15 protein-coding genes are annotated in these 21,046 nt (G+C 72.5%); 9 read left to right on the plus strand and 6 right to left on the minus strand.

Annotation, left to right across the window (positions count from 1 at the left end):
• Positions 1 to 20 precede the first annotated feature (20 nt).
• Entirely contained in the window at positions 21 to 2,147 is a 2,127-nt protein-coding gene (gene nrdE / locus AC1C2W_RS03185; protein WP_495412640.1) for a class 1b ribonucleoside-diphosphate reductase subunit alpha, read from the plus strand.
• A 32-nt stretch (positions 2,148 to 2,179) separates the two neighbouring features.
• Complete coding sequence (nrdF, locus tag AC1C2W_RS03190) at positions 2,180 to 3,160, plus strand: class 1b ribonucleoside-diphosphate reductase subunit beta (protein ID WP_495388427.1); 981 nt, start codon at positions 2,180 to 2,182, stop codon at positions 3,158 to 3,160.
• A gap of 155 nt (positions 3,161 to 3,315) precedes the next feature.
• On the opposite strand, the gene AC1C2W_RS03195 is transcribed toward nrdF, so the two are convergent.
• Positions 3,316 to 3,837 (minus strand): phosphoribosyltransferase, encoded by a 522-nt coding sequence (locus AC1C2W_RS03195; RefSeq protein WP_495387822.1) that lies wholly within the window; start codon positions 3,835 to 3,837, stop codon positions 3,316 to 3,318.
• Between the two features lie 118 nt (positions 3,838 to 3,955).
• Positions 3,956 to 4,927: an FKBP-type peptidyl-prolyl cis-trans isomerase gene (locus AC1C2W_RS03200; RefSeq protein WP_495387821.1), complete on the minus strand. Its 972-nt coding sequence runs from the start codon at positions 4,925 to 4,927 to the stop codon at positions 3,956 to 3,958.
• A gap of 135 nt (positions 4,928 to 5,062) precedes the next feature.
• On the opposite strand from AC1C2W_RS03200, the gene AC1C2W_RS03205 reads away from it, so the two are divergent.
• The 3 genes from AC1C2W_RS03205 (at position 5,063) to AC1C2W_RS03215 (ending at position 7,082) form a co-directional block, all read left to right on the plus strand.
• A complete protein-coding gene (locus AC1C2W_RS03205; protein WP_495387820.1) occupies positions 5,063 to 5,362 on the plus strand; it encodes an Rv1322 family protein in 300 nt (99 codons plus the stop codon).
• Positions 5,363 to 5,400: 38 nt separating this feature from the next.
• A complete protein-coding gene (locus AC1C2W_RS03210) occupies positions 5,401 to 6,165 on the plus strand; it encodes an alpha/beta hydrolase (protein WP_495412357.1) in 765 nt (254 codons plus the stop codon).
• An 89-nt stretch (positions 6,166 to 6,254) separates the two neighbouring features.
• Positions 6,255 to 7,082, plus strand: a complete 828-nt coding sequence (locus AC1C2W_RS03215) for an alpha/beta fold hydrolase (protein ID WP_495387818.1) — start codon at positions 6,255 to 6,257, stop codon at positions 7,080 to 7,082.
• Between the two features lie 63 nt (positions 7,083 to 7,145).
• On the opposite strand, the gene AC1C2W_RS03220 is transcribed toward AC1C2W_RS03215, so the two are convergent.
• Positions 7,146 to 8,576: a coiled-coil domain-containing protein gene (locus AC1C2W_RS03220; RefSeq protein ID WP_495387817.1), complete on the minus strand. Its 1,431-nt coding sequence runs from the start codon at positions 8,574 to 8,576 to the stop codon at positions 7,146 to 7,148.
• Between the two features lie 335 nt (positions 8,577 to 8,911).
• Here AC1C2W_RS03220 and AC1C2W_RS03225 point away from each other — a divergent pair, with 335 nt between their 5' ends.
• The 3 genes from AC1C2W_RS03225 to AC1C2W_RS03235 are packed head-to-tail and all read left to right on the plus strand — an operon-like array spanning position 8,912 to position 12,304.
• Positions 8,912 to 10,312, plus strand: a complete 1,401-nt coding sequence (locus tag AC1C2W_RS03225; protein ID WP_495412358.1) for a hypothetical protein — start codon at positions 8,912 to 8,914, stop codon at positions 10,310 to 10,312.
• Positions 10,309 to 11,325, plus strand: coding sequence for a DUF8094 domain-containing protein (locus AC1C2W_RS03230; protein ID WP_495387815.1), 1,017 nt, complete (start codon positions 10,309 to 10,311; stop codon positions 11,323 to 11,325). The genes AC1C2W_RS03225 and AC1C2W_RS03230 overlap by 4 nt, the downstream gene beginning before the upstream one ends.
• A gap of 25 nt (positions 11,326 to 11,350) precedes the next feature.
• Positions 11,351 to 12,304 (plus strand): co-chaperone YbbN, encoded by a 954-nt coding sequence (locus AC1C2W_RS03235; protein ID WP_495387814.1) that lies wholly within the window; start codon positions 11,351 to 11,353, stop codon positions 12,302 to 12,304.
• Between the two features lie 103 nt (positions 12,305 to 12,407).
• Here the strand turns inward: AC1C2W_RS03235 and glgB are convergent, their stop codons facing one another.
• A complete protein-coding gene (gene glgB / locus AC1C2W_RS03240) occupies positions 12,408 to 14,672 on the minus strand; it encodes a 1,4-alpha-glucan branching protein GlgB (RefSeq protein WP_495412359.1) in 2,265 nt (754 codons plus the stop codon).
• Positions 14,673 to 15,132: 460 nt separating this feature from the next.
• On the opposite strand from glgB, the gene AC1C2W_RS03245 reads away from it, so the two are divergent.
• Complete coding sequence (locus AC1C2W_RS03245) at positions 15,133 to 17,718, plus strand: glycoside hydrolase family 2 protein (protein ID WP_495412360.1); 2,586 nt, start codon at positions 15,133 to 15,135, stop codon at positions 17,716 to 17,718.
• Here AC1C2W_RS03245 and AC1C2W_RS03250 read toward each other — a convergent pair.
• Positions 17,702 to 19,237 carry an aminoglycoside phosphotransferase gene (locus AC1C2W_RS03250; protein ID WP_495412361.1) on the minus strand — a complete coding sequence of 512 codons (1,536 nt, stop codon included), beginning with the start codon at positions 19,235 to 19,237 and terminating at the stop codon, positions 17,702 to 17,704. The genes AC1C2W_RS03245 and AC1C2W_RS03250 overlap by 17 nt on opposite strands.
• Positions 19,234 to 21,027 (minus strand): maltose alpha-D-glucosyltransferase, encoded by a 1,794-nt coding sequence (gene treS, locus AC1C2W_RS03255; protein WP_495387811.1) that lies wholly within the window; start codon positions 21,025 to 21,027, stop codon positions 19,234 to 19,236. The genes AC1C2W_RS03250 and treS overlap by 4 nt, the downstream gene beginning before the upstream one ends.
• Positions 21,028 to 21,046: the final 19 nt, after the last annotated feature.

The raw sequence follows: 21,046 nt of genomic DNA on the forward strand, positions 1-21,046 counted from the left end.
AGGTCGCGGGGGCCACGACGGTGCCGCTGCAGGGCGTGCAGCTGGACTTCCACGCGCTCAACGCGATGTTGAACCTGTACGGGCCGGACGGCAAGATCCAGTTCGGCAAGGACCGGGAGGCCACCACGGCCTACTTCGAGCAGCACGTGGTGCCGAACACCATCCAGTTCGACACGCTCGACGCGAAGCTCGACCACCTGGTCGAGAACAAGTACTACGACCCGGCGGTGCTGGGGAAGTACTCGCGCGCGTTCGTCAAGGAGCTGTTCCAGCTCGCCTACTCGAAGGACTTCCAGTTCGAGTCGTTCCTCGGGGCGTTCAAGTACTACACGTCGTACACGCTGAAGACGTTCGACGGGAAGAAGTACCTGGAGCGCTTCGAGGACCGCGTCTCGATGGTCGCGCTCGGCCTGGCCGACGGCGACGAGCAGGTCGCCCGCGACGTCGTCGAGGAGGTCGTCTCCGGCCGGTTCCAGCCGGCGACCCCGACGTTCCTCAACGTCGGCAAGGCGCAGCGCGGCGAGCCCGTGTCCTGCTTCCTGCTGCGCATCGAGGACAACATGGAGTCCATCGCGCGCGGTATCAACTCGGCGCTGCAGCTGTCCAAGCGCGGCGGAGGCGTGGCGCTGCTGCTGAGCAACATCCGCGAGCACGGCGCGCCGATCAAGCACATCCAGAACCAGTCGTCGGGCGTCATCCCCGTGATGAAGCTGCTCGAGGACTCGTTCTCCTACGCCAACCAGCTCGGGGCGCGCCAGGGCGCCGGCGCCGTGTACCTGCACGCGCACCACCCGGACATCATGCGGTTCCTCGACACCAAGCGGGAGAACGCGGACGAGAAGGTCCGCATCAAGACCCTCTCGCTGGGCGTCGTGATCCCGGACATCACGTTCGAGCTCGCAAAGACGGACGCGGACATGCACCTGTTCAGCCCGTATGACGTCGAGCGCGTGTACGGCAAGCCGTTCGCCGACATCTCCATCTCGGAGAAGTACGACGAGCTCGTGGCCGACGACCGGATCACCAAGACCACGATCAAGGCCCGCGACTTCTTCCAGACGATCGCCGAGCTGCAGTTCGAGTCGGGCTACCCGTACGTGATGTTCGAGGACACGGTGAACCGGGCCAACCCGATCAAGGGCCGGATCACGCACTCCAACCTGTGCTCGGAGATCCTGCAGGTCTCGACACCGTCGACCTTCCACGAGGACCTCTCCTACGACGAGGTCGGCCGGGACATCTCCTGCAACCTCGGGTCGCTCAACATCGCCAAGACGATGGACTCGCCCGACTTCGCCAAGACGATCGACACGGCGATCCGCGCGCTCACGGCCGTCTCGGACCAGACGAACATCGAGTCGGTGCCGTCCATCCGGCGGGCCAACGACCTGGGGCACGCGATCGGGCTCGGGCAGATGAACCTGCACGGGTACCTCGCGCGCGAGCGGATCTACTACGGCTCCGCCGAGGGCATCGACTTCACGAACCTCTACTTCTACACGGTCGCCTACCACGCGATCGCCGCCTCCAACCGGCTGGCGATCGAGCGCGGCAAGGCGTTCGGCGGGTTCGAGGACTCGAAGTACGCCACCGGCGAGTACTTCGACAAGTACACGGACGGCGAGTGGAGGCCCGCCACGGGGCGCGTCGCGCAGCTCTTCGCCGACTCCGGGGTCGCCATCCCGACGCAGGACGACTGGCGCGCGCTCAAGGCGTCCGTCGTCGAGCACGGCATCTACAACCAGAACCTCCAGGCCGTGCCGCCCACCGGGTCGATCAGCTACATCAACAACTCGACGTCGTCGATCCACCCGGTGGCCGCGAAGATCGAGATCCGCAAGGAAGGCAAGCTCGGTCGCGTCTACTACCCGGCGCCGTACATGACGAACGACAACCTGGACTACTACCAGGACGCGTACGAGATCGGCTACGAGAAGATCATCGACACCTATGCCGTGGCCACGCAGCACGTGGACCAGGGGTTGTCGCTGACGCTGTTCTTCCCCGACACCGTGACCACCCGCGACGTCAACAAGGCGCAGATCTACGCCTGGCGCAAGGGCATCAAGACCCTCTATTACATCCGCCTCCGCCAGATGGCCCTCGAGGGCACTGAGGTGGAGAACTGCGTCAGCTGCATGCTTTGAGCAACTATCTGGAATTCGGGGAAGAGAAGACGATGGCGCCCACGGGGAAGCTCAAGCTCATCGATCGCGTGACCGCGATCAACTGGAACCGCGTGCAGGACGAGAAGGACGTCGAGGTCTGGGACCGTCTGGTCGGGAACTTCTGGCTGCCCGAGAAAGTGCCGGTGTCCAACGACATCCAGTCGTGGCACACGCTGAGCGAGGCCGAACGGCTGATGACGACCCGTGTGTTCACCGGCCTCACGCTGCTGGACACCATCCAGGGCACCGTCGGCGCCGTGTCGCTCATCCCGGACGCGCTGACGCCGCACGAGGAGGCGGTGTACACGAACATCGCGTTCATGGAGTCGGTGCACGCCAAGAGCTACTCGTCGATCTTCTCCACGCTGATCTCGACGCGGGAGATCGACGACGCCTTCGCGTGGTCGGAGGAGAACGCGAACCTGCAGCGCAAGGCCGAGATCGTGCTCAAGTACTACCGGGGTGACGACCCGCTCAAGCGCAAGGTCGCCTCGACCATGCTCGAGTCGTTCCTGTTCTACTCCGGCTTCTACGCGCCGATGTACTGGTCGAGCCGCGCCAAGCTCACCAACACGGCCGACCTCATCCGCCTCATCATCCGCGACGAGGCCGTGCACGGGTACTACATCGGCTACAAGTACCAGAAGGGCCTCGCCCTCGTCAGCCGGGCCGAGCAGGACGAGCTCAAGGCCTACACGTTCGAACTCCTCTTCGAGCTGTACGAGAACGAGGTCGAGTACACCGACGCCCTGTACGGCGAGCTGGGGCTCTCGGAGGACGTCAAGGCGTTCCTGCGGTACAACGCCAACAAGGCCCTCATGAACCTGGGCTACGAGGCGCTGTTCCCCAAGGAGGACACGGCCGTCAACCCGTCGATCCTCGCGGCCCTGAGCCCCAACGCGGACGAGAACCACGACTTCTTCTCCGGCTCGGGTTCCTCGTACGTCATCGGCAAGGCAGTGGCGACGCAGGACGACGACTGGGACTTCTGACCCCAGCGCCGAGGTAGTGCCAAAATCGCCGAGGTAGTTCGAAAAGCGCCGAGGTAGTCCCGAGTTCAGCGAGGTAGTTCACTACCTCGCGCAGAACGAGACTACCTCGGCGCTTTTCGAACTACCTCGGCGATTTTGGCACTACCTCGGCAGGATCAGACGTCGGCGGACGGGGCGCCTGTCACGGGCGGGTCGGCGGCCCAGGGGAAGGTGATCCACAGGTCGGTGTCCCGCCAGGAGTAGTCGGGCCGGATGATGGTGCGCGGCTTGGTGTAGAGCACGACGGAGCGGGCATCGGCGCCCAGCTTCGCGAGCATGTCCATGACGAGCGCGAGCGTGCGCCCGGAGTCGGCGACGTCGTCCACCACCAGCACCTTGGAGCCCGGCAGCTCGGAGGTGTCCATGAGCGGGGGCAGCACGCGCGGGTCGTCGAGGGTCTTGCCGATGTCGGTGTAGAACTCGACGTTCAGCGTGCCGACCCCCTTGGTGCCCAGGGCGTACGCCATCGCGCCGCCGGGCACGAGGCCGCCGCGCGCGACCGCGACGACGACGTCGGGCAGGAACCCGCTGGCGACGACGCTCTCGGCCAGCTCGCGGATCGCGACCGGGAGCTGGGTCCAGGTGAGGACCTCGCGCTCGGGGGCGACGGGTACCTGCTCGGTGGGCTGTGCGCTCATGGCACCAGACCCTACGCGCGACGGCGGGCCCCCTTGACCGGGAGCCCGCCGTCGCGATGGTGCTGACCTGCGCGGCAGCCGGCGTGACGTGCGGGACGTCACGCGGTGCCGCGGGGGGTCACTGTGCGTCGAGGATGTCGACCACGAAGACCAGCGGCTGACCGGCGAGCGGGTTCTCCTCGCTCTTCTCCGCGCCGTACGCCTGGGCGGCCGGGATGACGAGCAGCACCTGGCTGCCCACCGTCTGGCCGGCGATGCCCTTGACCCAGCCGTCGATCACCTGACCGTCGGCGATCGGGAAGCTGGCCGGCGTGCCCCGCTCCCAGGAGGAGTCGAAGGTCTCGCCATCAAAGGTCCAGCCCGTGTACTGGGCGGTGACTGTCTGGCCGTCCTTCACCTTGGGCCCGTCGCCCTTGATGAGGGTCTGCGCCACCAGGTCCTTCGGCGCCTCGTAACCCTCGGGGATCTTCACGGACGGCGCGCCCGAGTCGTCGAGGGTGACGGCGGGAAGGCCCTCCTCGGGCTCCACGGCCTCACCGTCGGCGCGCGTCGGGATCTTGGTCGCGTCGGTGATCTCGACGAGGTTGACCGCGGTGACGGCCTGGCCCTGCTGGTCCTGCGACGGGAACGCCACGAGCACGCGGGAGCCGACCTTCTGGCCGGTCAGCGGCTCGGTGAGCACTCCGTAGCTGGTGTCGCCGAGCACGAAGGTCGCGGGGGCCTTCTGCTCCCAGGTGGAGCCCTGGCTGCTGCCGTCGGCACCGAGGTACCCGACGAAGTCGATGGTCACCTTCATGCCCTCGGTGACCTCGGCGCCGTCGCCCTCGTCGATCACGCGGGACGTCGGGACGGAGACCTCGAGCGGCGTCTCGAACGAGAGCTTCGGCTCCTTGCCGGCGTCGCCGTCGACCTTGACGGACTCGACGGCCGCGACGTCCTCCTTGGTGGGTTCGGGGGCCTCGGTGGCCGGCGAAGACGACGCTGACGCGGACGGCGACGCGCCGTCGCCGGAGTCGTCGGCGCAGGCGGACAGGGTCAGGGCCGCGGCCAGCGCCAGCGCGGTGGCGGCGGCGGACGTGCGGAGCTTCACAGGGGAGTCCTTCGGTTGACTGGACGATCCGGGCCACTGTAACGGCCCCACCTGACTGCTTGGCACAGGGAGCGCGCCGGTGCCGGGCGTCCGCGCGACGACGTTCCTGGTCGGACGCGGGCGACAATGGACCACATGCCGTCGAGCCGTCCGTCCCGCAAACGCCCCTGGGGTGCCGAGCCCCCGCCGCTCGACCTGGACCGGGCGCTCGGCGGGGTACGACGCGTCAGCGCCGAGGACGGGGAGTGGACCGTGCGCAAGGTCCGGGGCGGCGAGAAGCCGTACCGGTGCCCCACCTGCCGGCAGGAGATCCCGCCCGGCACGTCGCACGTCGTCGCCTGGCCGCGGGACGTGATCGGGGGAGAGCCCGCGGGGCTGGAGCAGCGCCGGCACTGGCACGCGTCGTGCTGGGAGCGCCGCGCCCGGCTGCGCTGACCGGCCGGAATCGCCCCGCGGAACTACGCTGAGCGGTGATGAACGACGATGCCACCGGCCACCAGATCCGTTCCCTCACGATGCTGCCCGCGCGCCGAGAGGACGTCGAGCTGCACACGGCAGACGGGCTCACGCTCGTGGGCGAGCTCGCCCTGCCGGCGGACCGCGACCCGGTCGCGACGCTCCTGACCCTGCACCCCTTGCCGACGCACGGCGGCTACATGGACTCGCACGTGTTCCGCAAGGCGGCCTGGCGGTTGCCGGCCCTCGCCGATCTCGCGGTGCTGCGGTTCAACACGCGCGGGACGTCGTCGCCCCGCGGCACGTCCGAGGGGGCGTTCGACGGCGGCGAGGCCGAGCGCTACGACGTCGCCGCCGCGATCGAGCTCGCGGAGTTCCGCGAGCTGCCCCGCCCGTGGCTGGTCGGCTGGTCCTTCGGCACGGAGCTGGTGCTCAAGCACGGAGCCGACCCGGGTATCGAGGGCGCGATCCTGCTCTCCCCGCCCCTGCACCGCGCGACCGACGAGGACCTGGACCGGTGGGCCGACTTCGGGCGCCCGCTCGTCGTCCTCGTGCCCGAGCTCGACGACTACCTGCGCCCCGACGAGGCACGACGCCGGTTCGCGCGCGTGCCGCAGGCGGAGGCCATCGGCGTCGACGGCGCCAAGCACCTGTGGGTCGGGGAGCCGGCGGTGCGCCGCGTGCTCGACGAGATCGTCGGCCACGTGCTGCCCGGGCACCCCCCGCTGCCGACGCACTACGCCGGCGAGGTGCAGCAGGCGCAGGCGGCGCCCGCCGGATGAGCACAGACTGGACCAGCACGGCCTGACGGTCGCCGCCCGGGCGCGACCACAGGGACGACGTGAAAGACGACGTGAAAGAGGAGTCGACGATGACCACGACCTCCGCGCTCCTGGCGACGTACACGCTGCACGAGGGCGCGGGTACGCCCCTCGTGCTGCTGCACGGCTTCCCCCTCGACCACCGCATGTGGGCGGCGGCGGCGCGGGCGCTGCCCGAGGGCGTGCGGGCCATCGGCGTGGACCTGCCGGGCCAGGGCCACTCCGAGCTGCACGGCATGCCGCCGCGCCTCGAGGACGTCGCCGACGCGGTGCACCACACGCTGCGCGAGCAGGGCGAGGGCAACGCGGTGGTCGTGGGGCTGTCGATGGGCGGTTACGTGGCGCTGGCCCTGGCCGAGCGGCACCCCGGGATCGTCGTGGGCCTCGGCCTCGTCGACACGAAGTCGACGGCGGACCTCGACTCCGCCCGCGCCAAGCGGCTGCGGATCGCCGACGCCGTGCTGGAGGGGCAGACGCTCGACCCCGTGCTCAGCATGCCGGGCACGCTGCTGGGCACCACGAGCGCTCAGCAGCGCAGGAACCTCTTCCCGCAGCTCGAGACGTGGATCCGGGCACAGTCGCCCATCGGTGTCGCGTGGGCCCAGCGCGCGATGGCGGCTCGGCCCGACCGTACCGACGTCCTGCGCAGCTTCGACGGCCCGGTCGCCGTGGTGGTGGGTGCCGAGGACCAGCTGACGCCGCTCGTCGAGGCCGAGCACATGGTGCACGCGGCCCGCGACGGCGCGCTCACCGTGGTTCCCGGGGTCGGGCACATGAGCGCCGTCGAGGACCCGGCCACGGTCGCGGCGGCCCTCGCGCTGCTGCACCGCCGGGTCGCCGAGCGCACCACGCGCCCGCGCTGGCCCTGGCAGTACTGAGCGCAGCCGAGCAGCACTGACCGGTCCGCCGCGCGGGCCGCCTCGCCGTCAGCCTCCGAGCCGTCAGGCCTTCGTGGTGGCCGGGGTCTCCTCGACGTCCGCGCCCTCGCCGGCGTCGTCCGCGGGCTCGCTGCCCTCGGCCTCGTCGATCTCGTCGGTCGCCTCGGCCTCCGGCTCGGGCTCCGGCTCGGTGGGGGCCGGGGCCTCGGACTCCGGCTGCGCCGCCTCGGCGTGCACCTCGGCGACCGGCACGGGCGCCCCGGGCACGGTGGCGACCTTCTCCGCCCCGAGCAGCCCGCGCAGCTCCTCGAGGTAGGAGTTGATCGAGTCGTGGCGGCGCGTGAGGTCCTCGAGCTGCCGCTGGGCCGTGGTGCGGTGGTGCTCGGCCTCGGCGCTGGCGTCGGTGACCATCTGCTCGGTGAACTCCCGCGCCTCCGCGACGACGCCGTCGGCGGTGCGGCGGGCGTCCGCGACGAGCGCCTTGACGTAGGCGTCGGACTCGGCCCGCACCTTCTCCGCCTGCTGCAGCGCCAGGGCGACGCGTCGCTCGGCCTCGGCCGCGTGCTCCTCGGCCGCGCGGACGAGCTGGTCGGTCTCCCCGCGCGCGGTCTCGTGCCGGGCGGCGGCCTCGTGCTCCACCTGCTCCCGGCGCTGCGCGATCTCGAGCTCGGCGTCGGCCAGCGCGGCGCGCGCCTGCTCGCGCAGCTGCTCCAGCTCGGTGGTGACGGCGTCCGAGGCCTCTGCGGCGTGGTGCTTGGCGTCGGCGACGATGCGGGCCGCCTCGCGGCGGGTGCGCTCGAGGAGGTCGGTCGACTCGCGCTCGGCCTCCTCGCGCAGCGCCGCGGCGTCGGCCGCCGTCTGCGCGCGCTGCTGCGCGGTGTCCCGCTCGGCGGAGACGCGCAGCTCGGTGGTCTCGCGCTCGGCGGTGGAGCGCTGGACGCCGATCTCCCGCTCGAGCGTGGCGCGCCGTTCGCTCTCCTCGGCGCTGAGCGTGCTGGTGATGAGGGCGGCCTCGCGCTCGGCGGAGCCGACCAGCTCCTCGGCGCGGCGCTGGGCGGCGAGCAGGGTGCCCTCCGCCTCGGCGGCGGTGGTGGAGCGGATCTCCTCCGCCTCGCGGCGGGCGCTGCCCAGCAGCTCCGAGGCCTCCGACTCGGCCCGGGAACGCACCTGGCCGGCAGAGAGCTTGGCGCGCGCCATGATGTCCGCTGCCTGCTGGTTGGCCTGGGTGAGCACGTCCGTGGACTGCTCCTCCGCGGACCGCAGCAGGCGCTCGACGCGGGACCCGAGCCCCGCGTACGACGGCTTCTCGTTCTCGCGGAGCTGACGCTGGGTCAGCGCGAGCTCGGAGGACAGCTGCATGGCGCGCTCGTCGGTGCTCACGACGTTGCGGCGGACCTCCTCCAGAGCCTGCTCGAGGCGGGCGATGTGACCCTCCACCTGGGCGCGGTCGTAACCGCGCATGGTGATCGGGAAGAGCGTGCGCTCGTCGGACACGTGCAGACCTCCGTGACGTGGTGGGGGTGCCCCGGCCTCGCCGGGTGACGGGTGACCCCGGCCTCGGCCAGGATAGTGGGGCGGGCGGGACGCCGATACTCGTGACATTCTTACGCTTCCGGGCGATCCGGGCATACCCGAGGTCGCGATCGGTCCAGGGTCCGGCGGGGTTCTGGCGTCGATCCACGGGTCGTGACGACCGCCGGGAGCCGGGGCGCGGCCGCCGTACGCGAGTCGTGAAGGGTTCGTGAACCGCCCCCCGCCAGGGCGCTCGCATGGACGGACAGTTCCCGGGCGTCCCTATGCTGAACTGTCCACGTCGAAGGGAAAGCTCGGTGCTGCAACGCATTCTGGGTGGCGTACTGGTCCTGCTCGGACTTGTCGCCGCCGCGCTCGGTGTCGCCTCCGCCACGGTTTGGCGCGACACCGACACGGTGGTCGCCACGGCCAAGCCGACGGGCGACGGCACGCTCGTCGTCACCGACCCCGGGGTTCTCGGGCTCGTCGGTGGCGACGTCACGGTCAGCGCGTCTGTCCCCGAGGGGCAGCGCGTCACCCTGGCTGTCGGCCGCGACGTCGACGTCGACGGGTGGGTCGGCAACGACCCCTACTCGCGCGTCACGGGCCTCAGCGACTGGGAGACGCTCTCCTCGCAGGCCGGGGTGCCCGCCGATGAGGAGGCGGAGACGAACGAGGCCCCGACCACGGGTCCGGACCCCGCCGGGTCGGACATGTGGGTGGCCGAGGCCTCCGACGAGGGCAGCGTCACGCTGCGCTGGAGCGACCGCCCCGGCCGCTGGAGCCTGCTCGCCGCGGGCGTCGGCGAAGGCGCCCAGGCGCCCACCCTCGAGCTCACGTGGCCCCGCACCATCAGCACGCCCTACCTGTGGCCGGGCGTCGGGGTCGGCGCCGGGCTGGTCGTGATCGGTGTCGTCCTGCTCGTGGTCGGCGGACGTCGCGTCCGTGCCGAGCGTGCCGATGCCGCCTCCCGCACCGACGGCCACGACGGCCGCGACGAGCACCGCACCGACGGCCCCGCGGCCCCGGCGCGCCGGGCGTTCGGCGCCCGGAGCCCGTTCGGCCCCGTCCGCGCGGACAACGGCGCCGACACCGACGCGCCCGGCGAGGCCCCGGTGGAGAGCGGCGCCGCCACCGACGACCCGGCCACAGACCGGCCCGACGCGGCCGAGCCGGGGGACCCCGCGGACGACGGCACGGCGCACGGCTCGGCCGGCACCGCCGAGGTGCCCCTCGCGAACCGGTTGCTCCGCCGCTCGAGGCGCCGCGAGCGCGAGGCCCTCGCAGGCGGGTCGCAGGACGCCGCGTCGCAGGGTTCCGCCGCGGACCCGTCCGGCTTCGCGCCGCCGCCCGCCGCACCGCACTTCGCCGACGCGCCGGCACACGCGCACGAGCCGGTGCCGTCCGAGCCCCTGACCACCACCGGCGCGATGCGGATGACGCGTCGTGAGCTGCGCGCCCAGGAGGAGGCCCGCCGGGCCACCGAGCAGGGCGGCGGGGTGACCCGCATGCTGCGCGCCATGACCGGCTCGATCCCGGCCGTCCGCCCGCAGCCGGCCGAGGCGGAGGGCGAGGCCCCGGCCGCGCGTCCCAACTCCTCAACCCCCGCCGGCCGCGCGGCCGCGTGGCGTGCCACCTGGGGCTTCGGCGATGCCGGGGGGGCCGGCCAGACCGACGACGCACGCACGACCGACACCACTGACGGAGAGAACCGATGAACCGCCGTACCACCCGCCGCGGCATGGCCGTCGCGAGCGCCGTCGTCGTCTCGACGGCGCTGCTCGCCGGCTGCGCCGACGAGCTGCCGCAGCCCGCGCCGGGCGAGGCGGTCGCCGGCCCCGTGCTCAGCGAGGACCAGGAGACCGAGGTGTTCACTGCGGTCTCGGAGACCGTGGCGAAGGCCGACAAAGAGCTGAAGGGCAAGGACCTCAGGCCGCGCGTCACCGGGCCGGCGTACGAGGTGCGCACGAGCCAGCTCAAGGTGGCCAAGGAGCGGGACAACGGTGAGTTCGTCACCGAGATCCCGACCGAGTCGCAGCAGATGATCATCCCGACCACCCAGACGTGGCCGCGCACCACCTTCTCGATCACCGCCGCGACGGAGGACCTCGAGACACCGCGCCTGGTCTCGTTCGAGCAGGAGTCGCCGCGGGCGGACTTCCGGATGTGGTCGTGGGTGCAGCTCATCCCCGGCATCAAGATGCCGGCCTTCGCCGACGCGGGGATCGGCTCCGAGGCCGTCGCCGCGGACGACGACTCCCTGGCCGCGACGCCTCAGGACGCGCTTGCCCAGTACGCCGACCTGGTCACGCTCGGGGCCAAGAAGTCCTCGTTCGCCAAGGGCTTCGAGCTGCCCGACGCCGACCTGGTCGCCGCCGTCGCGGCCGACGCGTCGGCCTGGCGAGATGTGGGCGGCTTCGAGGAGTCGGGCACCGAGTACTCGCAGAAGTACAAGGCGCGCAAGGACGACGTGCGCGCGGTTCGCACCGCCGACGGCGGGGCGCTCGTCATGGGCGTCCTCGAAGGCAAGACCACCGTCAAGGCGGAAGCGGACGCCAAGGTGCCGGCGCTGTCGGAGACGCAGAAGGCACTGCTCGGCGACAACGACCCGACCAACGTGCTGCGGACCGAGTACACCGACATGGTGGCGCTGTACGTGCCGCCGAAGGACTCGGACGCCAAGGTCCGGCCGCTCGGCTACTCGCACGTGGCGACCGCGGCCTCCAACTGACCTCCCGCGCTCCTAGGATGTCGACATGACCAACGCGACTCCCGACCCGAGCTTCAGCACGCGCGGCGCCGTCGACCTGTCGGCGCTGAACCGTCCGCAGGCACCGCCGCCGGGGGAGCCTGGCGGGGCGCCGTCGGCAGACGGATACGTGCTGGACGTCACGGATGCGAACTTCCAACAGGTGGTGCAGGACTCGACCACCTACCCGGTCGTCATGCTCCTGTGGATCCCCACCGACCAGGCGAACGCCGAGCTCGCCGAGCTGCTGGGGCGGCTCGCCGAGGAGTACGCCGGCCGGTTCCTGCTCGGCCGCCTCGACGCGCAGACGTACCCGCAGGTTGCCGCCGCGTTCCAGGTGCAGGGCGTGCCGACGGTCGTGGCGGTGCTGCAGGGGCAGCCGCTGCCGCTGTTCCAGGGCGCGGCGCCCGAGGAGCAGGTCCGGGGCGTGCTCGACCAGCTGCTGGCCGCGGCCGAGCAGAACGGCGTCACGGGCCGGGCCCCCGCCCAGGGCGGCGACGGTGAGCCCGAGCCGGAGCAGGAGGAGACGGAGCCCGTCGAGGAGCCGCTGCCGCCCCTGCATCAGGAGGCGTACGACGCGATCGAGCGCGACGACCTCGACACCGCGGTCGCCGCCTACGAGAAGGCGATCAAGCAGGACCCGAAGGATGCGCTCGCCGTGGCCGGGCTCGCCCAGGTGCGGCTGCTGCAGCGCACCCGCGGTGCCGACCTGCAGGCCGTGCGGACCGCCGCCGCGGATGCCCCGGCGGACGTCGACGCGCAGCTCGCGGTGGCCGACGCGGACATGCTCGGCGGCAAGGTCGAGGACGCGTTCGCGCGCCTGCTCGAGCTGTTGCCCGGTGCCGACGCGGACGCCAAGGAGCGGCTCCGCGTGCGGCTGGTCGAGTACTTCGAGATCGTCGGCCCCACCGACCCGCGCGTCGGCAAGGCACGTCAGCGCCTGGCGATCAGCCTCTACTGACGCCGAGATAGAGAAGGCAGACCCGCGAGATAGAGAAGCTCGGACGAGACCCCAGCCGGCTGGGGTCTCGTCCGAGCTTCTCTATCTCGCGGGTCTGCCTTCTCTATCTCGGCGTCAGGAGCAGCGCGCCGAGGGGCGGCACGCGCAGCACGACGGAGTGCTGCCGCCCTTTCCACGGCACGTCCTGGGCCACGACTCTCCCGAGGTTGCCGACGCCGGAGCCGCCGTAGTCCTGGGCGTCGGTGTTGAGCGCCTCGTCCCAGGTGCCGCCGTCGGGCAGGGCGAGGCGGTAGTCCTCGTGCGGGACGCCGGCGAAGTTCACGACGACCACGACGGGCCGGCCCTCGTGGTCGCGGCGCACCCACGAGAGCGTGTCGTGGTCGGCGTCGTCTGCGTCGAGCCACTCGAAGCCGGCGGGGTCGAAGTCACGCTCCCACAGGGCCGGCGTCGCCCGATAGAGGGCGTTGAGGTCGCGCACCAGGCGCTGCACCCCGGCGTGGCCGGGGGTCTCGAGCTGCCACCAGTCGAGGCCGGAACCCTCGTCCCACTCGGCGTCCTGCGCGAACTCCTGGCCCATGAACAGCAGCTGTTTGCCGGGGTGGGTCCACTGGTAGGCGAGGAAGGCGCGGACCCCCGCGAGCTGCTTCCACCGGTCGCCGGGCATCCGGCGCAGCAGCGAGCCCTTGCCGTGCACCACCTCGTCGTGGCTGATCGGCAGCACGTACTGCTCGGAGAACGCGTAGACCAGCGAGAACGTCAGCTCGTGGTGGTGGTAGCGGCGGTACACCGGGTCGTGGGCCAGGTACCGCAGCCCGTCGTTCATCCAGCCCATGTTCCACTTCAGGCCGAAGCCCAGGCCGCCCGCATCGGTGGGGCGCGTGACGCCGGGGAACGCGGTGGACTCCTCGGCGATCATCATGACGCCCGGGGTGCGGCGGTAGGCGGTCGCATTCGCCTCCTGCAGGAGGGCGATGGCCTCGAGGTTCTCCCGGCCGCCGCGCACGTTGGGCTCCCACTCGCCGGGCTTGCGCGAGTAGTCGAGGTAGAGCATCGACGCGACCGCGTCCACCCGCAGCCCGTCCGCGTGGAACTCCTCGAACCAGTAGGTCGCGTTGGCGACCAGGAAGTTGCGCACCTCGCGCCGGCCGAAGTCGAAGACGTACGTGCCCCAGTCGGGCTGCTCGCCGCGGCGCGGGTCGGGGTGCTCGTACAGCGGCGAGCCGTCGAAGCGCGCGAGCGCGAACTCGTCGCGGGGGAAGTGCCCTGGCACCCAGTCGAGGATGACGCCCACGCCCTCCTGGTGCAGCCGGTCCACCAGGAACCGGAAGTCGTCGGGATGGCCGAACCGCGCCGTCGGGGCGTAGTAGCCCGTCACCTGGTAGCCCCACGAGCCGCCGAACGGGTGCTCCGCCACGGGCAGCAGCTCCACGTGCGTGAAGCCCTGCTCGACGACGTACGCGGTGAGCTCCGCGGCGAGCTCGCGGTAGCCGAGGCCCGGCCGCCACGACCCCAGGTGCACCTCGTACACGCTGACCGGGCCGGAGTGCGGGTCGGTCGCGGCGCGCCGCGCCATCCAGTCCGCGTCCTGCCAGTCGTAGGACGAGTCGACGACGACGGACGCCGTGGCGGGCGGCACCTCGGTGCCCTTCGCGAGCGGGTCGGCCTTGGCCCGCCAGACCCGGTCGGCGCCCAGCACCTCGTACTTGTACCGGGTGCCCGCGCCGACGTCCGGCACGAAGATCTCCCACACCCCGCTCGCGCCCAACGAGCGCATCGGGTGCACGGCGGTCCACTGGTTGTGGTCGCCCACGAGCCGCACCCCCCGCGCGTTCGGCGCCCACACGGCGAACGCCGTGCCGCGCACCTCGCCGGCCGCGCTCGGGTAGCGCCGGGGGTTGGCGCCCAGCACGCGCCACAGCTCCTCGTGCCGGCCCTCGGAGACCAGGTGCAGGTCCATCTCGCCGAGGGTCGGCAGGAAGCGGTACGGGTCGTCGACGACGCGCACGTCGTCGTCGTAGCGCGTGCGGAGCCGGTAGTCGGGGGCGTGCCACCCGCCGTCCGCGTCCACCTCGGCCGGGACGACCGCCTCCCACACGCCCGCGGCCACATGCCGGGCGGGGTACTCGGTCGAGGTCCCTGGCACCGCGCCAGCGGTGGACGCGCCGGCAGTGGCGGTGAGTACGACGACCTCGTCGGCCAGCGGCCGCAGCACCCGGACCACCGCCCAGGCGGCGCCCGTCCCGTCCCTCGTCCCGGCGTGCTCGACGTCGAGCAGGTGCGGGCCGAGCACCGCGTGCGGGTCGTGCAGGGTGCCCTGCGCGACGGCGGTGAGCACCTCGGGGTCGACCGGCGGCGGAGACGGCGTCATGGCCCCACGATTCCACGCCACGTCGGCGGTCGCGTGGCGACGCGCGCCGGGCCGCTCGCGGAGGGCGGGCGGCGGGCCGGCATACGATCCAGGTCGAAGGGGGTGGCGTGACCCGGATCACGATTGCGGCATGGCCGTCCTGGACGTCCCGCACGACCTCGCGACCGCCCGGCACTTCTCCACGAGATCGTGGTGCTGTACCGCGGGCGCGTCGTCGAGCGGGGTCCGTCGGACGCCGTCGACCGCGACGCGATCGACAACAGCGTGTACTTCGACCACTTCACGGGACCGCGGCAGGTGGCGGGGTCCCGGCGGACAGGGCACGTTCCGAGAGTGCGTCGTCCGCCTGACCGCTCCACGGCACCCCTATCGTCCCTCCCGACCCGACCCGTCCCGCCCCACCCGAACGACAGACCCGCGTCCGGCATGCCCGGACCCACCGATCGACCAGAGGACACCGATGACGTACATCCCCCCGACCTTCCGCGCCCTGCACGGCGGCTGGACCCTGACCGCGGCCGGGCTGCCCGCCGACCCGCCGGATGGCGTGGCCGGCCCGCTCGAGGCGGGGATCCCCGCCGTCGTGCCGGGCGAGGCGCACCTCGACCTGCACCGGGCGGGGCTGATCGACGCCCCGTTCGACGGGGACAACGAGGCCGCGCAGCAGTGGATCGGCGACACGGCGTGGCGCTTCACCACGACGTTCGGGTGGGCGTCGGGAGACGCCGCCCGCCACGACCTCGTCGCCCACGGCCTGGACACGGTCGCGACGGTCACGCTCAACGGCGTCGAGGTGGGCCGCACCCAGAACATGCACCGGGGGTACCGGTGGGACGTGCGCGACGCGCTGCGCGAGGGCGAGAACACCCTGGCCGTGGCGTTCGCGGCCCCCGTGCCGGAGGCCCTCGCCCGCGCGGACCGCGACGGCTCCCTGCCGTCGACCAACCACCACGAGTACAACCAGCTGCGCAAGATGGCGTGCTCGTTCGGCTGGGACTGGGGCATCGACGTCGCCGGCGCGGGCATCTGGAAGCCGGTCGGGCTCGAGGCGTGGTCCGGGGTTCGGGTCGCGTCGGTGCGCCCGCTGGTCGACGTGGTGACCGGGGCCGACGGCGCGCCCGAGGGCGTGCTGACGGCGTACGTCGAGATCGAGCGCGACGGGGTCGTGTCGGACGAGGGCTCGCCCGGCGGCGACGTGCCCGTGACCGTGCGCCTCGCCGGTCCGGACGGCGAGGGGCTCGTGGCCGCGGGCGTCGTCCCGGCCGGGGAGACCACCGGGACCGTCACCGTCCGCGTGCCCGCGGTGCGGCGCTGGTGGCCGGTCGGCCACGGCGACCAGCCGCTCTACGGGGTCGAGGTGGTTGCTGGCGGCACCGGCACGTGGTCCGGCCGGGTCGGGTTCCGCACCGTCGCGCTGGACACGACGCCCGACGCGGCCGGCGCGCCGTTCGCGCTGCAGGTCAACGGCGAGACCGTGCTGGTGCGTGGGGCCAACTGGATCCCCGACCACGCGTTCCTCACCGAGATCGACCGCGACCGCTACGCCCGCCGGGTGGACGACGCGCTCGAGGCGAACGTCAACCTGCTGCGCGTCTGGGGCGGCGGCATCTACGAGTCCGACGACCTCTACGACCTCGCGGACGAGGCCGGCCTGCTGATCTGGCAGGACTTCCCGTTCGCCTGCGCCGCGTACAGCGAGGACGAGCCGATGCGCGCCGAGGTGGAGGCCGAGGCCCGCGAGAACGTCACGCGGCTCAGCCCGCACGCGTCGCTCGTGCTGTGGAACGGCAACAACGAGAACACCTGGGGCTCGGTCGACTGGGGCTGGGCCGCGCGCCTCGGCGGCCGCCCGTGGGGCGACCTCTACTACCGCGAGCTGCTGCCCGGCGTCGTCGCCGAGCTCGACCCCACGCGGCCCTACTCGCCGGCCAGCCCGTACTCGTTCGGCGACTACCGGCACCCGAACGACGAGCGCTACGGCACCATGCACATCTGGGACGTGTGGAACCGCGAGGACTACTCCGTCTACGCCCGCTACAAGCCGCGGTTCCTCTCCGAGTTCGGCTTCCAGGGGCCGCCCGCCTGGTCGACGCTGACCCGCGTCGTGCACGACGAGCCGCTCGACCCGTTCGGCCACCAGATGCTCGTGCACCAGAAGGCGCACCTGGGCAACGCAAAGCTCGAGCGCGGCTGGCAGGGTCACCTGCCGGACCCGGCCACGATCGAGGACTGGCACTGGACCACGCAGCTCAACCAGGCGCACGCCGTGCGCTTCGGCATCGAGCACGTGCGCTCCCTGACCCCGCACAACACGGGCACGATCATGTGGCAGCTCAACGACAACTGGCCCGTCGTCTCGTGGGCGGCCGTGGATCACGACGAGCACCGCAAGCCCCTCTGGTACGCGCTGCGCTCCGCCTACGCGCCGCGGCTCGCCACGTTCCAGCCGCGCGCGTCCGCCGAGGCGCGGGCCGCGGCCTGGGCGGGCATCGAGCCGGAGCCGGACGTCGTGGCGCTCGTCGTCGTCAACGACACGGGCGAGCGCCTGGCCGGGACGTGGACCGTCACGCGCGAGGCGCTCGACGGCACCGTGCTCGCCAAGACGATCCTCGAGGTCGACGCGCCGGCGCGCGGGGCCGCCACGGTGGCCGTGCCCGCCGAGGTCGCGACGTTCGGTGACGGGGCCGGCGAGGTGCTCACGGCCACCGCGGACGACCCGGACGCCGACGTCGCCCCGGCCCTGCGGCACGGCGCCGAGGTGGTGGACCAGCGGCTCGACCCCCGCCCCCTGCAGATCGAGGCGTCGGCCACCGCCGACGGCTGCGAGCTGCGGGTGACGGCCACGTCGCTTGCCCGCGACGTGTTCTGCCCGGCGGACGTCGTGGACCCAGCGGCCCGCGTCGACGCCGGCATGGTCACCCTGCGGGCCGGGCAGACCGCAACCCTCCGGATCACCTCGCCGGGCGGCGGCGACCCCGCCGGCTTCGCCGCCGCGGTGCGCTGCGCCAACGACCTGCTCGGGACGGGGGTCAGCGCGGCCGGCTGAGCACGCCGTCGATGGCGGACAGGGGGATGTGCACCCACCCTGGCCGCTGCCGGGTCTCGTAGACCACCTCGTACAGCGCCTTGTCCAGGACCAGCGCGCCGAGCACGACGTCCGTGGTGTGCGGGTCGAGCTCGGCGCGCGGGCCGGTCGACAGGCCCCGGAGCGTCGGGCGGGCCGACTCGCGGTAGCGGGCGAGGAAGGCGTGCACCGCCTCGGCCTCCCAGGTGGGGTCGGGTGCGCCGCCCACGGCCGCCGCGTACGCGAACGAGCGGATCATGCCCGCGACGTCGCGCAGCGGCAGGTCGGCGGCGGCGCGCTCGGCGGCGGGGCGCTGCGGCTCGCCCTCGAAGTCGAGCAACTTCCACCCCGTCTCGCCGTGCAGCGCCTGGCCCAGGTGCAGGTCGCCGTGCACGGTCTGGAGGGGCACCTGCGGCACCCGGGGCAGACGGCGCTCCAGGTCGGCGAGGAGGCCCATGATCTCGGGAGCGCGCGGGATCAGGGCGGGCGCCTCCGCGACGGCGAGCTCCGCCCGGTGGCGCAGCCCGGCCACGAACCGCGTCGGGTCGAGCAGCGGGCCCGGCGGCATCGCCTGGCGCAGTACGGTATGCAGCTCGGCCACGACGCGCCCGAGGTCGGCCGCGAGATGCGCGAACGACTCGCCCTGGCGGGCGTGCTCGCAGGCCAGCTCGAACCCGTCCCGGGCCCGCGGCACGAGCTCGCTCAGCACCGCCAACGCCGCTGGTCGATCCTGTCGGGTTTCGACGGGCTCAGCCAGTGTGGTCTCCACAGGCTCGACCGGCGTGGTCGGGCCGGGCTCGACCAGCGGGACCTGCAGCGCGCCGAGGAACTGCGGCACGCCGTCCCAGCCGGCGCGCGTGAGCGCCCGCGGCACCACGACGTCGGGGTGGGGCCCGGGCACGACCGTCCGCAGGATCTTGAGCATCCCGCCCGTGCCGGCCGGCGACGGCACGCCCGGCAGCACGACGCTCGTGTTGGACTGCTCGCCCGCCACCACGTGCCCGCCGGCCACCAGGGCGGCGTCCGGCACCGGCTCGCCGCCGCGCACGCGGTCCGCGCCCATCGCGTGCAGCATCGCGAGCCAGCAGGCGGGGTGGGCGCCGCCGTCGTGCACCGCGACGTCCCCCGCGGCGGTGTGCACGTCGGCGATGAACCCCGGCCCGTGCTCGCCCGGGTCGGTGAGCACCAGCGGCACCTGCGCCACCACCGACCCGCCCGGCACCCCGGCGCCGCGCAGGTGGACCAGCAGCACGAGGACGTCCGCTCCCGGCGGGCCTGCGCTCGGTCTGCTCGCGCTCCCGACGGCCGCGCTCCCGACGGCCGCGGGCCCGACGGCGGCATCGTCGGCCTCGTCGAACGTCACCGCGAGCCACGGCTCGACGCGCACGCCGGCGCCGCTCGCACCGCCTGCCGGGAACCAGCGGCGGCCGGGCAGCCAGGCCGCGAGCAGGTCCCCGACGCTCGGGTCGGGGACGCCCGCGGCCGGCCGCACGGCGGTCATGACGATGCGCCTCCCGGTGCCGGTGGGCTGAGCAGGAGCCAGTAGAAGTCGCGCGACCCCCACGTCATCGTGACGGCCCCGCCCGCGGCGACGTCGGGGAAGCGCGCGCCGCCGAACAGGTCGGTGAGCGACCAGCCCGCATGCGCCGGCAGCCACACGTGCGCCGACCGCGCCGTGGCCGACAGGTTCGCGGCCACCAGCAGCGTCTCGCCCGGCGTCGTCCGGGTGTACGCGATGACGGCCTCGTCGTCGGCCTCGAGCGCCGTGAACTGACCGGTGCCGAACGCCGGGTGCAGCCGCCGCACGGCGAGCATGCCGTGCACCCAGTGCAGCAGCGACGACGGCTGGGCGAGCTGGACCTCGACGTTGGTGTGCTGGTAGTGGTGCACCAGGGACTGCACCAGCGGCAGGTACAGCTTGCCCGGGTCGGCCGTGGAGAAGCCGGCGTTGCGGTCCGGCGTCCACTGCATGGGGGTGCGCACGGAGTCCCGGTCGGGCAGCCAGATGTTGTCGCCCATGCCGATCTCGTCGCCGTAGTACAGGCAAGGGCTGCCGGGGAGGCTCAGCAGCAGCGCGTGCGCCAGCTCCACCTCCTTGCGGGAGTTGTCGAGCAGCGGGGACAGACGGCGGCGGATCCCGATGTTCGCGCGCATGCGCGGGTCGGGGGCGAACCACCCGTACATCGCGGCGCGCTCCTCGGTGGAGACCATCTCGAGGGTGAGCTCGTCGTGGTTGCGCAGGAAGGTGGACCACTGGCCGCCCGGCGACGGGATGTCCGGGGTGTCGGCCAGGATGTCGAGCAGCTGGCGGGCGCGCTGGTCGCGCATCGCGTAGTAGACGCGCGGCATCACGGGGAAGTGGAAGCACATGTGGCACTCGGGCGCGTCCGGCGTGCCGAAGTAGTCCACCACCTCCTGCGGCCATTGGTTCGCCTCGGCGAGCATGATCCGACCCGGGAACTCGTCGTCGAGCATCCGCCGCACCCGGCGCAGGAAGGCGTGCGTCTCCGGCAGGTTCTCGCAGTTAGTGCCCTCGGCCTCGAACAGGTACGGCACGGCGTCGAGCCGGAACCCGTCCACGCCGATCCGCAGCCAGAACCGCGCGACGTCGAGCATCGCGTCCACCACGCGCGGGTTCTCGAAGTTCAGGTCCGGCTGGTGGCTGAAGAACCGGTGCCAGAAGTACTGCCGCCGCACCGGGTCGAACGTCCAGTTGGACGTCTCGGTGTCCACGAAGATGATCCGCGCGTCCGGGTAACGGGTGTCGTCGTGCGACCAGACATAGAAGTCCCCGTACGGGCCCTCCGGGTCGTTGCGGGACGACTGGAACCACGGGTGCTGGTCGCTCGTGTGGTTCATCACCAGGTCCACCACCACGCGGATGCCGCGGGCGTGCGCCGCCTCGATGAGCTCCTGGAAGTCGGCGATCGTGCCGTACTGGCTCGCGATCGACGTGTAGTCCGCGATGTCGTACCCGCCGTCGCGCAGCGGCGACGGGTAGAACGGCGGCAGCCACAGGCAGTCCACGCCCAGCCACTGCAGGTAGTCGAGCCGCTCGGTGACGCCGCGCAGGTCGCCCATGCCCGCCCCGCCCGTGTCCGAGAAGGCGCGCACGATGACCTCGTAGAAGACGGCCTTCTGGTACCACTCCGGGTCGTCCGACAGGCCCGGCTTGTCCAGCGGCGGCGGCAAGGGCTGCTCCCGCGTGGGCAGCACCTGCACCGGCACCTGCCGGGTGATCGGGCGGGGCACCTGAGCGCCGCGGGCTGCGGGCGGCACGTCGGTCGTCATCGTCGCCTGCTCATGGCTG

The sequence above is a fragment of the Isoptericola sp. Y581 genome, from assembly GCF_059445475.1.

Coding starts and splice junctions, on each gene's coding strand:
- nrdF (WP_495388427.1), top strand. CDS start 2,180: ATGGCGCCCACGGGGAAGCTCAAGCTCATCGATCGCGTGACCGCGATC.
- AC1C2W_RS03195 (WP_495387822.1), bottom strand. CDS start 3,837: ATGAGCGCACAGCCCACCGAGCAGGTACCCGTCGCCCCCGAGCGCGAG.
- AC1C2W_RS03205 (WP_495387820.1), top strand. CDS start 5,063: ATGCCGTCGAGCCGTCCGTCCCGCAAACGCCCCTGGGGTGCCGAGCCC.
- AC1C2W_RS03210 (WP_495412357.1), top strand. CDS start 5,401: ATGAACGACGATGCCACCGGCCACCAGATCCGTTCCCTCACGATGCTG.
- AC1C2W_RS03215 (WP_495387818.1), top strand. CDS start 6,255: ATGACCACGACCTCCGCGCTCCTGGCGACGTACACGCTGCACGAGGGC.
- AC1C2W_RS03230 (WP_495387815.1), top strand. CDS start 10,309: ATGAACCGCCGTACCACCCGCCGCGGCATGGCCGTCGCGAGCGCCGTC.
- AC1C2W_RS03235 (WP_495387814.1), top strand. CDS start 11,351: ATGACCAACGCGACTCCCGACCCGAGCTTCAGCACGCGCGGCGCCGTC.
- glgB (WP_495412359.1), bottom strand. CDS start 14,672: ATGACGCCGTCTCCGCCGCCGGTCGACCCCGAGGTGCTCACCGCCGTC.
- AC1C2W_RS03245 (WP_495412360.1), top strand. CDS start 15,133: ATGACGTACATCCCCCCGACCTTCCGCGCCCTGCACGGCGGCTGGACC.
- AC1C2W_RS03250 (WP_495412361.1), bottom strand. CDS start 19,237: ATGACCGCCGTGCGGCCGGCCGCGGGCGTCCCCGACCCGAGCGTCGGG.
- treS (WP_495387811.1), bottom strand. CDS start 21,027: ATGACGACCGACGTGCCGCCCGCAGCCCGCGGCGCTCAGGTGCCCCGC.